Origin of the sequence: Arthrobacter sp. ZBG10 (genome assembly GCF_001238605.1) — a bacterium.
GTDB lineage: Bacteria > Actinomycetota > Actinomycetes > Actinomycetales > Micrococcaceae > Arthrobacter.
The window spans coordinates 28,006-39,453 of sequence record NZ_LFQH01000026.1 but is presented as its reverse complement, the minus strand read 5'-3'; the positions used below and the strand labels follow the sequence as shown (position 1 = coordinate 39,453).

Sequence of the window (11,448 nt, the reverse complement as noted above, 5' to 3'; positions counted from 1 at the left end):
ACACATGGGCTTCGAAACAAAAACCATCCGCATCGCCATGAACGGCATCACCGGCCGGATGGGCTACCGCCAGCACCTGCTGCGCTCCATCCTTCCCATCCGCGACGCCGGCGGCTTCACCCTCGAAGACGGCACCCGCGTCCAGGTGGAACCCATCCTGGTGGGCCGCAACGAAGCAAAAATCCGTGAACTCGCCGAGCTGCACAAGGTCTCCGAATGGACCACCGACCTGGACTCGGTCATCAACGACCCCACCGTCGACGTTATCTTCGACGCGTCCATGACCAGCCTGCGCGCCGCCACCCTTAAGAAGGCGATGCTGGCCGGCAAGCACATCTTCACGGAGAAGCCCACCGCCGAAACCCTCGAGGAAGCCATCGAGCTGGCCCGCATCGGCAAGGACGCCGGCGTCACCGCAGGCGTTGTCCACGACAAGCTGTACCTCCCCGGGCTGGTCAAGCTCCGCCGCCTGGTGGATGAAGGCTTCTTCGGCCGCATCCTCTCCATCCGCGGCGAATTCGGCTACTGGGTCTTCGAAGGCGACGTGCAGGCTGCGCAGCGCCCGTCCTGGAACTACCGCAAGGAAGACGGCGGCGGAATGACCACGGACATGTTCTGCCACTGGAACTACGTGCTCGAAGGCATCATCGGCAAGGTCAAGAGCGTCAGCGCCAAGACCGCCACCCACATCCCTGCCCGCTGGGACGAGGCCGGCAAGGAATACAAGGCCACGGCCGACGACGCCTCCTACGGCATCTTCGAGCTCGAGACCCCTGCCGGCGACGCCGTCGTGGGCCAGATCAACTCCTCCTGGGCCGTCCGCGTCTACCGCGACGAACTGGTGGAATTCCAGATCGACGGCACCCATGGCTCCGCCGTCGCCGGCCTGAACAAGTGTGTTGCACAGCAGCGCGCCCACACTCCCAAGCCGGTCTGGAACCCGGACCTGCCCGTTACGGAATCCTTCCGCGACCAGTGGCAGGAAGTTCCCGCCAACGCCGAACTCGACAACGGCTTCAAGCTGCAGTGGGAAGAGTTCCTGCGCGACGTCGTCGCCGGCCGCGAACACCGCTTTGGCCTGCTTTCCGCAGCCCGTGGCGTGCAGCTGGCAGAACTCGGCCTGCAGTCCAACGACGAACGCCGCACCATCGACATCCCGGAGATCACCCTCTGATGACTTCCCTTATCCTTCCCTCCAACGACGGCGGCACCCGGGAATACCGGCTGCGGGGCAACACCAGCTGGGCCCGGCCTACGGCCCCCCTGACAGCCCGCCGCGCTTACGCCGCGGCACACGTCATCCCCGAAGTTTCCGCTGACAACACACCCGGCGCCCCGGCCCGGCTGGACTGGGACGCCACCCTGGCCTACCGGCACGAGCTCTGGTCCTACGGCCTGGGCGTCGCCGATGCCATGGACACTGCCCAGCGGGGCATGGGCCTGGACTGGGCCGCCACCCAGCAGCTCATCAAGCGCACCGGCGTCGAAGCCGCCTCGGTCGTGGCCGGCAACAACGCCGCGACTGCAGGGAAGTCCGTTCGCGACCTCGTCTCCTGCGGTGCGGGTACGGACCAGCTGGACGTGGCCACCCTGCCCACCGGCGAGGCCGGCCTGAAAGCAGTCCTCGAGGCGTACCGCGAGCAGATCGCCGTTGTCTCGGAGGCCGGACCCAAGATCATCCTGATGGCCTCGCGGGCCCTGGCCCAGGTGGCCACAGGTCCCGAGGACTACTTGAAGGTCTACAGCACCCTGCTGCAGGAAGTTGACCAGCCCGTCATCCTGCACTGGCTGGGCACCATGTTTGATCCCGCGCTGGCCGGGTATTGGGGTTCGGATGACGTGGCAGCTGCCACCGAAACCTTCCTGGGACTCATCAAGGACAACGCCGCCAAGGTGGACGGCGTTAAGGTCTCCCTCCTCGACGCCAGCCACGAGGTGGCCCTGCGGGCCGCCCTGCCTGAAGGCGTCCGGCTCTACACCGGCGATGACTTCAACTATCCGGAACTGATCGACGGCGACGGAACCCACCATTCGGACGCCTTGCTGGGCATCTTCGCGGCCATCTACCCCGCCGCCTCGGTTGCGCTGCAGCATTACGAAGCGGGCAACCCCGCCAGGGCGCGGGAGATCCTGGACTCCACCCGTGAGCTGGGCAAGCACATCTTCAGCGCCCCCACGTTCTACTACAAGACCGGGATCGCGTTTATGTCCTGGCTCAACGGCAAGCAGCCTGGCTTCCAGATGGTGGGCGGCCTGCACTCGGGCCGCTCGGTAGCGCACCTGTCACGGACGTTTGAACTGGCCGACCAGGCCGGACTCCTGAAGGATCCGGCCCTGGCCGCCTTCCGGATGTCCGACTACCTGCGGATCAACGGGGTGGGGGTATGAGCGACTTCTCCCGCCTCGCCATCAACAGTGCCACCACCAAGAAGTGGACGCTGGCACAGGTAGTTGAAGGCTGCGTCAACGCCGGCATCCCCTCGATCGGCCCTTGGCGGGACCGGGTGGAGGAGGCCGGCCTGGACAAGGCCGCGCGCCTGATCAAGGACGCGGGCCTGCGGGTCTCCTCCCTGTGCCGCGGCGGCTTCCTGACAGCGCCCGACGCCGAGGGGCAGGCAGCTGCCCTCGCCGACAACCGCGCTGCCATCCTTGAAGCAGTGGCCCTGGACACCAGGGAGCTGTTCCTGGTGGTGGGTGGCCTGGCTCCGGGAGAGAAGGACGTGGTGGCCGCCCGCGGGCGCGTCGCCGACCGCCTCGCAGACCTGGTGCCCTTCGCCGCCGAAAACGGCGTCCGGCTGGTCCTTGAACCGCTGCACCCGATGTACGCCGCGGACCGTGCCCTGATTTCCACCCTGGGCCAGGCCCTGGACCTCGCAGCGCCCTTTGCCGCCGCCGAGGTGGGGGTCGCCGTCGACACCTTCCATGTCTGGTGGGATCCGGAACTGAAGGCCCAGATTGCGCGCGCCGGCCGGGAAAACCGGATCGCCTCCTACCAGGTGTGCGACTTCAACATGCCCATCGCCGCAGACCCGCTGCTCTCGCGTGGATACATGGGCGACGGTGTGGTGGACTTCGCCACGATCGGCACCTGGGTGCGCGACGCCGGCTACACCGGCGACATCGAGGTGGAAATCTTCAACCAGGAGATCTGGGACACCGACGGCAACACCGTCCTGTCCACGGTCAAGGAGCGCTACGCGGAGCTGGTCCTCCCGTACGCCTGACCTGGTGCAAGGATCGCGGGCCCGCGTTGCGTCACGGCGCGGGTCCGCGTTACCAACCGGAAACAGCCGACGGGGCGGCGGCGGGTTACTATTTTCCTGCCCCGCCGGCTGGCGGCCGGGGCCTTTTATGGGGGAGTCCACGTACGTGCGCCTGAAAAACCTGATTATTGCGTCACTGGCGGGTACCGTCATCGTCCTGGGCTCAACGGCCGTTCCGGCCTCGGCCGCCGCGCCGAAGTCGTACAAAAACTGCACGGAGCTGAATAAGGTTTATCCGCACGGTGTGGGCCGCTCCGGCGCCCGGGACAAGACCAGCGGCAAGCCGGTCACCACGTTCCGCGTCAACAGCACCGTTTACAGCTACAACGACGGCGCGGCGCGGCACAAGGGCGAATACGACCTTGACCGCGACAACGACGGCATCGCCTGCGAGAAGCGCTAAGGCAAGGCGCTGGCTTCCGGCCCGTTCCGCTTCGGCGGGGCGGGCCGGACTGCGTTGTCAGGATGGGTGGTTGGTGTCCGCAGCGAGGATCTGTTCGCGCAGGATGTCCGCGTGGCCGCAGTGCCGGGCCAGTTCGCGGATCATGTGCAGGTACACCCAGCGGAGGGGGAGTGGTCCGCGGCGGTTGCCGGGCAGCAGGTCCGTGAGGTCCAGGGCTGCGGTGGCCGCGGCGGACGCGGCGCAGGCTTGCCGGTGCAGTTCCCGGACGGAGGCGATGGAGTCCTCCGGGGCAAGGATGAACGATTCGTCAGGCGAGTCCGGGATGCCGATCTCCATTCTGGGGCGCGCCGTGATGGCCTCATCGAACCAGACCCGCTCAACAAACGTCACGTGCTTGACCAGCCCCAGCAGTGTGGTCCGGGAGGCGACCAGCCGGCGCCGGGCCTGTTCTTCCGTCAGCCCGTCGAGGCACGCGTTGAGGGCCAGCCGGTGCTCATTGAGGAAAGCCTCGAATTGGAGGCGTTCCGGGGAATTGATGCTGGTCTCAGGGGTGGCAGGCTGCTGATCGCGGGCGGGCATGATCCGAAGTATGCCAGACCGGGACGCGGGCATTGCCGCCGTTGCCCCGATCCGACGACCGCCTACGCCGGGAAGTGCAGGGCCGCGTAGCTGCGGTAGCGGGCCAGGACCTCAGGGGCAGGGCTGGCGGGCTGCGGCTCCTCGGCGTCGAGTTCCCAGGTGGGGAACTGTCCGGTGAGGACGGCGGCGGCCTGCCGGGCGGCGCCGTCGGCAACGTATTCGCCGGGACGGGGCACCAGGGTGGGCAATCCGATCAGGGCGGATGCGGCCTCCCGGACGGCTGTGGATTGCGCCCCGCCGCCCACCAGGATGATCCGGGCAGCCTGCACGCCCTGGGCTTGAAGTGCTGCGAGGCCATCGGCCAGGGACGCCACCACGCCTTCGACGGCGGCGCGCGCCAGGTTGGCCGGTGAGTAGTTGGCGCGGGTGATGCCGTGGAGGGAGCCGGTGGCGTCCGGCAGGTTGGGGGTGCGCTCGCCATCGAAGTAGGGAACCAGGGTCAGCCCGCCGGCGCCGGAGCCGGCCGACAGGGCAAGGCCGTTGAGTTCCCCGAGGCTGACGTCCAGCAGCGCGGCGGTGGCGTCGAAGATGCGGGTGGCGTTGAGGGTGCAGGCCAGGGGCAGGTAGTTCCCGGTGGCGTCGGCAAAGCCGGCCACCAGGCCGGTGGCGTCGGCAGCCGGCGTGGCGGAGACGGCGAAGACGGTTCCGGACGTGCCCAGGGAGAGCACCACGTCGCCCACAGTGGCGCCAACACCCAGCGCGGCCGCGGCGTTGTCTCCAGCGCCCGGGCCGATCAGGGCGCCGGCCGGAGTTGTTGCTGCGGCCTCGAGGGGGCCCACAACCTTGGGCAGGATCGGGACGTGGCCCAGGGACGCCTTAATGACGTCGGGCAGGTATGAGTCAGTGGCAGTGGAGTAGTAGCCGGTCCCGGACGCATCGGACCGGTCGGTGGTGAGTGCTCCCAGGTTGGCTTCGCCGTGCTCCACCGGGCCGTGGCCGGCAAGCCGCCAGCTCAGCCAGTCGTGCGGCAGGCACACGGCGGCCACTTTTGCGGCGTTCTCCGGTTCGTTGGCCGCCAGCCAGTGGAGCTTGGTCAGCGTCAGGGAGGCGACCGGGACGGTGCCCGTTGCCCCGGCCCAGTAGTTGGCACCCGAGGCGGGATCGCCGTCGCCCGCGTTTTTGATGAGTTCCGCGGCGGCAGGGGCACTGCGGGTGTCATTCCAGAGCAGGGCCGGGCGGATGACGTTCCCGCCCCTGTCCAGGACCACCATGCCGTGTTGCTGGCCGCCCACCGAAAGCGCCGCCACATCGTCGAGCCCGCCGGCCTGGCCGATGGCTTCCTGGAGTGCGTCCCACCAGCGGTCGGGATGCACCTCGGAGCCGTCAGGATGGGTGGCCCGGCCCTGGCGGACCAGCGCGCCGGTGCCCGCGTCGCGGATCACCACCTTGCAGGACTGGGTGGAACTGTCGATGCCGGCAACGAGGGCCATGGGATTCCTTAGGTGCGTACGCCGCCGTCGGGCTTTCCCTTCTGTTGGAAAGCCCGACGGCGGCGCATTGTTGGGTGCCAGGTGGCGCGGAGTGCGCGGCGGGTCAGCGGGCGTTGAGCAGGTGCTCGATGGCCAGCTGGTTGAGGCGGACAAACGCGAACGAGCGCTCGGCGGCCTGGTCGGCGTCGAAGGACTCGAATGCCGTGGTGTCTGCCAGCAGGTCCGCCGTGGTTTCGCCGGCGGCGAGGGTGGACTCGCCGAGTTCAAAGACACCGGACGTCGCCAGGGCTTCCTGGACCTGCGGGTCCGCGCGGAACGCCAGGGCGCGTTCCTTGAGCAGCAGGTAGGTGGCCATGTTTGCCTTTGCGGACTCCCAGACACCGTCGTAGCCGTCGGTGCGGGAGGGTTTGTAGTCGAAGTGGCGGGGGCCGTCGTACGTGGCGCCGCCGTTGGGGAAGCCGTTCTCCAGCAGGTCAACGGTGAAGAAGGCGCTGGTCAGGTCGCCGTGGCCAAACACCAGGTCCTGGTCGTACTTGATGCCGCGCTGGCCGTTGAGGTCGATGTGGAAGAGTTTGCCCGCCCACAGGGCCTGCGCGATGCCGTGCGTGAAGTTCAGGCCGGCCATCTGTTCGTGGCCGGTCTCCGGGTTCAGGCCCACAATGTCGCCGTGTTCCAGCTGGGCGATGAACGCCAGGCCGTGGCCCACGGTGGGCAGGAAGATGTCGCCGCGGGGTTCGTTGGGCTTCGGTTCCAGGGCGATGCGGAGGTTGTAGCCCTTGTCCTTGATGTAGGCGGCGGCCGTGTCCACGCCTTCCTTCATCCGGTCCAGAGCTGCGGAAAGGTCCTTGGAGCCGTCATACTCGCTGCCCTCGCGGCCGCCCCACATGACAAAGGTCTCGGCGCCAAACTCGGCGGCGGAGTCGATGTTGCGCAGCACCTTGCTGAGCGCGAACCGGCGGATGGAGCGGTCATTCGAGGTGAAACCGCCGTCCTTGAAGACGGGGTGGCTGAACAGGTTGGTGGTGACCATGGGCACCTTCAGGCCCGTCTCGGCCAGGGCTGCCTTGAAGTTCTTGAGGATCAGGTCCTTCTCCGATGCCGTGGCGTCGAAGGGAACCAGGTCGTTGTCGTGGAACGTGATGCCGTAGGCGCCCAAGTCGCTGAGGCGGTGCACCGCCTCCACGGGGTCCAGTGCATCGCGGGTGGCCACACCGAAGGGATCGGCGCCGGTCCAGCCGACGGTCCAGAGGCCGAAGGTGAACTTGTCATCGGGAGTGGGGGAAAGAGCCATGATGCATCCTTGCAGTCGGGCCGCGGTGCGCGACGATTAGTTCATTGCCTGAACTATATGAGTCGACGTAGGGTTGGGTCAACAGTTCCGGCGGATTGCCGGCCAGGAATTTTTCCGAGAGGGGGACCCGATGGCGATGCCTGCGCAGGCCGCCGCCCTTGCTGAGACGGGCGCGCCCGGCAACATGGGTGATGTCCGCAGGAGCAACCTGGCCCTGGTGATGGGCAGGATTGCCCGGCAGCCTGCCGGCGTCCACCTCACCCGCGCCCACGTGGCCGCTACCACCGGGTTGACCAAGGCGTCGGTTTCCAGTCTCGTGGTTGCGCTCCTGGACGCCGGCCTGGTCCGCGAAACCGGACTGAACCCGCAGGGCGAACGCGGCCGGCCCGGCGTCGGACTTGAACTTAATCCCGCCCGGGCAGTCATGGGGATGGAAATCAACGTGGACTACATCGCGGCCGGGGTGACGGACCTGTCCGGAACCTTGCTGCTGCGCGAGGTAAGGGAACGGGATAACAGGGACAGTGAGCCGGGTCCCGTGGTGGCTGCCCTGGCAGCGCTCGCGGCAAGCCTCTGTGTTGAAGCAACCGGGCGGGGCATCCAGATCGTGGGCGGCGGGCTGGCGGTGCCGGGGCTTGTGGATCCAGCACGGTCCATGGTGCTGGCCGCCCCCAACCTGGGCTGGGAAGGCGTGCCGCTGGACCTTGCAGCGCTGCTGCCGGGGTCGCCGCTGGGCGTGGCGCTGTTCAATGAAGCCAATGCCGCTGCCCTGGCGGAGATTGCCCGCCGGCCTGCCGGCGATGCTGACTTCCTGTTTGTTTCGGGCGAGGTGGGCGTGGGTGGCGGACTGGTGATCGGCGCCGAGTTGTTCACCGGGCCGGCGGGCCATGCCGGCGAGGTGGGCCACGTGGTGGTGGACCCCGGCGGCACCCGGTGCTCCTGCGGGGGAACCGGCTGCCTGGAGACGGTGGCGGGCCAGGACGCCATCTTTGCGGCGGCCGGAATGGCTGGCCTGCCGGTAACACGGTCAGCCGCGCTCGCAGCCCTGTTGTCAGCTCTTGACTCGGGCGACCCTGGCGCCCGGGCCGCCGTGGACCGGGCAGGCCGGGCCCTCGGTGTGGCGCTTGCATCCACGGCGCGGGTGGTGAACGTTGGTTCCGTGGTGCTGGGTGGGCATTTCGCGGTCCTCGACCAGTGGCTGCGCGCACCGCTCCTGGCCAGCCTGGAAAAGTACGCGCCGGGCAAGTTCACCCCCGGCCAGCTCACCGTTACCGCCGTGGGGGATCCGGGCGCGCTGCTCGGCGCGGCCGGGAGCGTGGTGCGCTCGCTGGTTGAGGCTCCGCATCTGCTGCAGGCCTAGCAGGGGTTGGATCGCGCAACAATCCGGGCACAAACCTGCAGCGTGGCCTCTTTTTCCTGTGAAGGCGACACATACTTGCCCGATGGGGTGCATACTGCAGCGGTGCTTGCCCAGCCGCAACAAATCAGTGGTTCTGGCGGCCATCGGCGTGGTCCTGATGGGGGGATCCGCCGGTTGCAGCAACACCTGGGGCAAGCCGCCCCCATGCATGCCGCCTGAGTATACGGTGACACCTTCCATGGCCTCGGCGGGGGAGACCGTCGTTGTGGCGGCCCTGGACGCCGGCTGCGATCCGCGCTATGGCGATAATGCCCGCGTGGCTGTCAGTGTCACCGACGCGGCCGGCGTTGAGGTCCTGAAGGACACGGCACCCATGGCGGATGCGGGCAGTTTTACCTATCGTTTTGAGGTTCCTGCCGGAGTCGCGGCTGGTGAGGCGCTTGTGTCCGCTTATCCGCATAATGTGGATTGGTGCGACGACACCGGGGTAAACAACCGTGCGGCAGCCGGTGTCCCGACCCTCGGACGTGTGTCCTGCGCCGAGCGCTTGGTGCCGTTTACCGTTCGGTAGGCAGAGCGAATCGCGCTCGTGGCGTTATTATCCAGTCAGTGTGGTTTTCCACGCCGGGTTTATTGGGGTGGACGTTTTTATCTCGGCAGGACCGGAACTGGCATTGCGAAGTTGCTGACGTTGGGCGCACTGGGAAAGGTGCTGGCGTTCATTTTGACTGGTGTTCTCTGCGCCCTGAACGCTGTGGCCCTGGCGTCTGTCACAGTGGCTGTGGCGCTGGGCGGCTTCAATCTTGCCGGATCCCACCCAACAGGGGTCAAGGATACCGAACCTGCCCCCAGGGGAGGCCTTGCAGTGCCCACCCAGGGCCCGCTGGGACACTTCACTGCGGTGGCGACCCAGACAGTAACCGGAACCGGCGATGACAGCATCCAGACACTGGACCTGGGTGGTTTACCGGCTCTGGTGTCATTCCAGTGCAATGACTGCACGGGCGCCACCGTTGTAAGAACCAACGGCCTGGACGGAGTGCTTATGGATACGCAGGGTCCGTATTACGGCGAGCACCTGGTGGATATATTCGCAGGCTCAACAACCGATGAGTTCGAGGTCACCGCCACTGGTTCGTGGGCCCTGATGGTAAGGGATTTATCGGAAGTTCCCGCCGTTGACGGGCCCGTCGAAGGGCACGGCGACACCGTCCTGTATTTCGGACAGAATCCAACGAGGCCACAGTCACCCACCACGGGGAGGGCCGCTTCCTGGTCGAAGGCTTTGGGGCCGATGATATGTCCGAACTTCCGGTGGACACCGAAGGCAGGTTCTCCGAAACGGTCAGGCTGACCACTCCTGGTTACGTCCGCATCATTTCGGACGGCGACTGGTCCGTAGCCCCCGGCTCGGAAGCGGCGGGCAGCCTCGCGTAAGCCGGCGAGCAGGTCCTCGACACCAAGTGCTCGAACAGAAGCGCAGTGCGCCATTCGCAGCAACCGCCCCGGGTTCGAAGCGGCCCGGACCTGCGCTTGTGCAGGCCCGGCCGCTTCGTGTGTGCCCCAGGAGGGAATCGAACCCCCGACCGGCGGATTAGAAGGCCGCTGCTCTATCCCCTGAGCTACTGGGGCGTTGGCGTTCGGATGAAACTTCCGGCGCCTGAAAAAGTTTACATTGCCGAGGGGCGGGTTGCAGCGGCCCCGTTCCACGGCCCGACTTGTCCTCCACACCGGGCCAGCAACGCTGGTTGTCCACATAGGCGGCTCATGGCATCGCCCTGCCGGGGCTCCGCCGCGATGCTGGTGTTGTCTGCACCAGGCACCACCAAATGAGACAGGACAGGACCATGATCGATTCCATCACCGTCCGGGGCTATGTGGCCACGGACGTCAAAAGTTCCACCACAACCGGTGGATTCGCCACCGCCACGTTCCGCATGGCCTCGAGCGTCCGCAGGTTCGACGAGCCCAGCCAAACCTGGGTGGACAGCCAAACCAACTGGTATGAGGTCCAGGCCTACCGGCAGATGGCGGGAAACGTCGCGTGCAGCCTACGGAAGGGCCAGCCCGTGATCGTCGTCGGCAAACTGAAGATCCGCGACTGGGAATACGAAGGACGCACCTATTACGCAGTCGAAATCGATGCCGAGGCCATCGGCCAGGATCTGAGGCACGGTACGGCGAACTTCAGCAAAAACTCCGGCAGGCCCGTTCTGTCCCTGATGGAGCAGGCACCGCCGGACGACGAGTCGGACCCGCCGGGCCCTGCGGATGGGGATGGGGCCACCAACGCCGCAGATCCGTCGGTGCTCATTGAGGACACCGACGGCGGCCTCTCCAGCCTTGATCTGCAGACGGGGGAACTCGTCGACAACCGCCCCTGACCTGGGACCCGCCAGGGCCGGCAGCGCTGCCGTGGCAGAATGTCAGAATGCGGCTCAATCCTTCCCTCCGGCAGACCAACCACACCGGAGTCCACGGACGAGACCCACGTTCGGAAACGGCCAACAAGCCAGGCCGGACCCGGACAGCCGTCACCCTCGCTGTAGTTGCCGCGGTGCTTTCGGGCTGTGCCGGCGGCGCCACCGTTGGCACCCCGCCGATCGACAGTTCCCCCGCGGTAGCGGCGCAAACCGGTTCCGCGCAAACAGGTTCCCCGGAAGCGCCAACATCATCGCAGTCCGCTTCGGCGCAGGCCTCACAGGCCGGCACACCAGCCGCGTCCCCGTCCGGTTCCGCGCAGGCAGCAGCCGCAACCGATGCCGTAAAGCAGTCAGTCACGGACGCCCTGGTGAGACTGGCAGCCGCGGCACCCAAGCCGGCCACCGAGCAGGTCACGGACGCCTTGACCGGATCCGGCGTCGCCCCGGGGGTCCTGGAGGTGTCCCAGAGCCGGACCCCCACGGGTCTGGCAGCCGACTCCATCGAAGCCGCCGTCCTGCAGGGCACGGATTGCATCATCGGCCAGGTCCGCGAGGGCGCCGTCACCGTTACCGTCCTGCCGGTACTGGCCAGCGGGAAGTGCTTCGCCGGGTCCTGATCCCGGCCGTAAATGGAAGTTA

The 11,448-nt window shown here is 67.2% G+C and carries 12 protein-coding genes and 1 tRNA gene; 9 read left to right on the top strand and 4 right to left on the bottom strand.

The annotated features are described in order from the left end of the window. The first annotated feature begins 4 nt into the window (after window positions 1-4). The 4 genes from ACU18_RS06650 (at window position 5) to ACU18_RS06635 (ending at window position 3,666) form a co-directional block, all read left to right on the top strand. Complete coding sequence (locus tag ACU18_RS06650) at window positions 5-1,174, top strand: Gfo/Idh/MocA family protein (protein ID WP_050684747.1); 1,170 nt, start codon at window positions 5-7, stop codon at window positions 1,172-1,174. Beyond that, window positions 1,174-2,388 carry a dihydrodipicolinate synthase family protein gene (locus tag ACU18_RS06645; RefSeq protein ID WP_050684746.1) on the top strand — a complete coding sequence of 405 codons (1,215 nt, stop codon included), beginning with the start codon at window positions 1,174-1,176 and terminating at the stop codon, window positions 2,386-2,388. Before ACU18_RS06650 ends, ACU18_RS06645 begins: the two co-directional genes overlap by 1 nt. Further along, window positions 2,385-3,224, top strand: a complete 840-nt coding sequence (locus tag ACU18_RS06640) for a sugar phosphate isomerase/epimerase family protein (RefSeq protein ID WP_050684745.1) — start codon at window positions 2,385-2,387, stop codon at window positions 3,222-3,224. The genes ACU18_RS06645 and ACU18_RS06640 overlap by 4 nt, the downstream gene beginning before the upstream one ends. Window positions 3,225-3,351: 127 nt before the next feature. Continuing rightward, complete coding sequence (locus tag ACU18_RS06635; protein WP_231686018.1) at window positions 3,352-3,666, top strand: excalibur calcium-binding domain-containing protein; 315 nt, start codon at window positions 3,352-3,354, stop codon at window positions 3,664-3,666. A gap of 57 nt (window positions 3,667-3,723) precedes the next feature. Here the strand turns inward: ACU18_RS06635 and ACU18_RS06630 are convergent, their stop codons facing one another. The 3 genes from ACU18_RS06630 to xylA form a co-directional block, all read right to left on the bottom strand. Beyond that, window positions 3,724-4,245, bottom strand: coding sequence for a DinB family protein (locus ACU18_RS06630; protein ID WP_050684744.1), 522 nt, complete (start codon window positions 4,243-4,245; stop codon window positions 3,724-3,726). 62 nt (window positions 4,246-4,307) lie between these two features. Continuing rightward, window positions 4,308-5,735, bottom strand: a complete 1,428-nt coding sequence (locus ACU18_RS06625; RefSeq protein WP_050684743.1) for a xylulokinase — start codon at window positions 5,733-5,735, stop codon at window positions 4,308-4,310. 103 nt (window positions 5,736-5,838) lie between these two features. Next, window positions 5,839-7,026, bottom strand: coding sequence for a xylose isomerase (xylA, locus tag ACU18_RS06620; protein WP_050684742.1), 1,188 nt, complete (start codon window positions 7,024-7,026; stop codon window positions 5,839-5,841). Between the two features lie 130 nt (window positions 7,027-7,156). Between xylA and ACU18_RS06615 the strand changes: the two genes are divergently transcribed. The 3 genes from ACU18_RS06615 to ACU18_RS19595 all read left to right on the top strand — a co-directional run bounded on the left by ACU18_RS06615 (window position 7,157) and on the right by ACU18_RS19595 (window position 9,823). Next, entirely contained in the window at window positions 7,157-8,386 is a 1,230-nt protein-coding gene (locus ACU18_RS06615; protein WP_050684741.1) for an ROK family protein, read from the top strand. Between the two features lie 106 nt (window positions 8,387-8,492). Continuing rightward, on the top strand, window positions 8,493-8,957 hold the full coding sequence (locus ACU18_RS06610) for a hypothetical protein (protein ID WP_231686017.1): 465 nt from the start codon (window positions 8,493-8,495) through the stop codon (window positions 8,955-8,957). A gap of 728 nt (window positions 8,958-9,685) precedes the next feature. Continuing rightward, the gene (locus ACU18_RS19595) at window positions 9,686-9,823 is read left to right on the top strand and encodes a hypothetical protein (RefSeq protein ID WP_157407605.1); all 138 of its coding nucleotides are present in this window, start codon (window positions 9,686-9,688) and stop codon (window positions 9,821-9,823) included. A 122-nt stretch (window positions 9,824-9,945) separates the two neighbouring features. Here the strand turns inward: ACU18_RS19595 and ACU18_RS06605 are convergent. Further along, a tRNA-Arg gene (locus ACU18_RS06605) sits at window positions 9,946-10,018 on the bottom strand. A 215-nt stretch (window positions 10,019-10,233) separates the two neighbouring features. Between ACU18_RS06605 and ACU18_RS06600 the strand changes: the two genes are divergently transcribed. Both ACU18_RS06600 and ACU18_RS20170 read left to right on the top strand, forming a co-directional pair. Further along, a complete protein-coding gene (locus ACU18_RS06600; protein ID WP_050684740.1) occupies window positions 10,234-10,770 on the top strand; it encodes a single-stranded DNA-binding protein in 537 nt (178 codons plus the stop codon). A 47-nt stretch (window positions 10,771-10,817) separates the two neighbouring features. After that, complete coding sequence (locus ACU18_RS20170; RefSeq protein ID WP_050684739.1) at window positions 10,818-11,426, top strand: DUF6993 domain-containing protein; 609 nt, start codon at window positions 10,818-10,820, stop codon at window positions 11,424-11,426. Window positions 11,427-11,448 lie beyond the last annotated feature (22 nt).

Excerpts from the sequence above, each read along its gene's own strand:
- ACU18_RS06650 (WP_050684747.1), top strand. The coding sequence starts at position 5 with ATGGGCTTCGAAACAAAAACCATCCGCATCGCCATGAACGGCATCACC.
- ACU18_RS06645 (WP_050684746.1), top strand. The coding sequence starts at position 1,174 with ATGACTTCCCTTATCCTTCCCTCCAACGACGGCGGCACCCGGGAATAC.
- ACU18_RS06640 (WP_050684745.1), top strand. The coding sequence starts at position 2,385 with ATGAGCGACTTCTCCCGCCTCGCCATCAACAGTGCCACCACCAAGAAG.
- ACU18_RS06635 (WP_231686018.1), top strand. The coding sequence starts at position 3,352 with ATGGGGGAGTCCACGTACGTGCGCCTGAAAAACCTGATTATTGCGTCA.
- ACU18_RS06630 (WP_050684744.1), bottom strand. The coding sequence starts at position 4,245 with ATGCCCGCCCGCGATCAGCAGCCTGCCACCCCTGAGACCAGCATCAAT.
- ACU18_RS06625 (WP_050684743.1), bottom strand. The coding sequence starts at position 5,735 with ATGGCCCTCGTTGCCGGCATCGACAGTTCCACCCAGTCCTGCAAGGTG.
- xylA (WP_050684742.1), bottom strand. The coding sequence starts at position 7,026 with ATGGCTCTTTCCCCCACTCCCGATGACAAGTTCACCTTCGGCCTCTGG.
- ACU18_RS06615 (WP_050684741.1), top strand. The coding sequence starts at position 7,157 with ATGGCGATGCCTGCGCAGGCCGCCGCCCTTGCTGAGACGGGCGCGCCC.
- ACU18_RS19595 (WP_157407605.1), top strand. The coding sequence starts at position 9,686 with ATGTCCGAACTTCCGGTGGACACCGAAGGCAGGTTCTCCGAAACGGTC.
- ACU18_RS06600 (WP_050684740.1), top strand. The coding sequence starts at position 10,234 with ATGATCGATTCCATCACCGTCCGGGGCTATGTGGCCACGGACGTCAAA.
- ACU18_RS20170 (WP_050684739.1), top strand. The coding sequence starts at position 10,818 with ATGCGGCTCAATCCTTCCCTCCGGCAGACCAACCACACCGGAGTCCAC.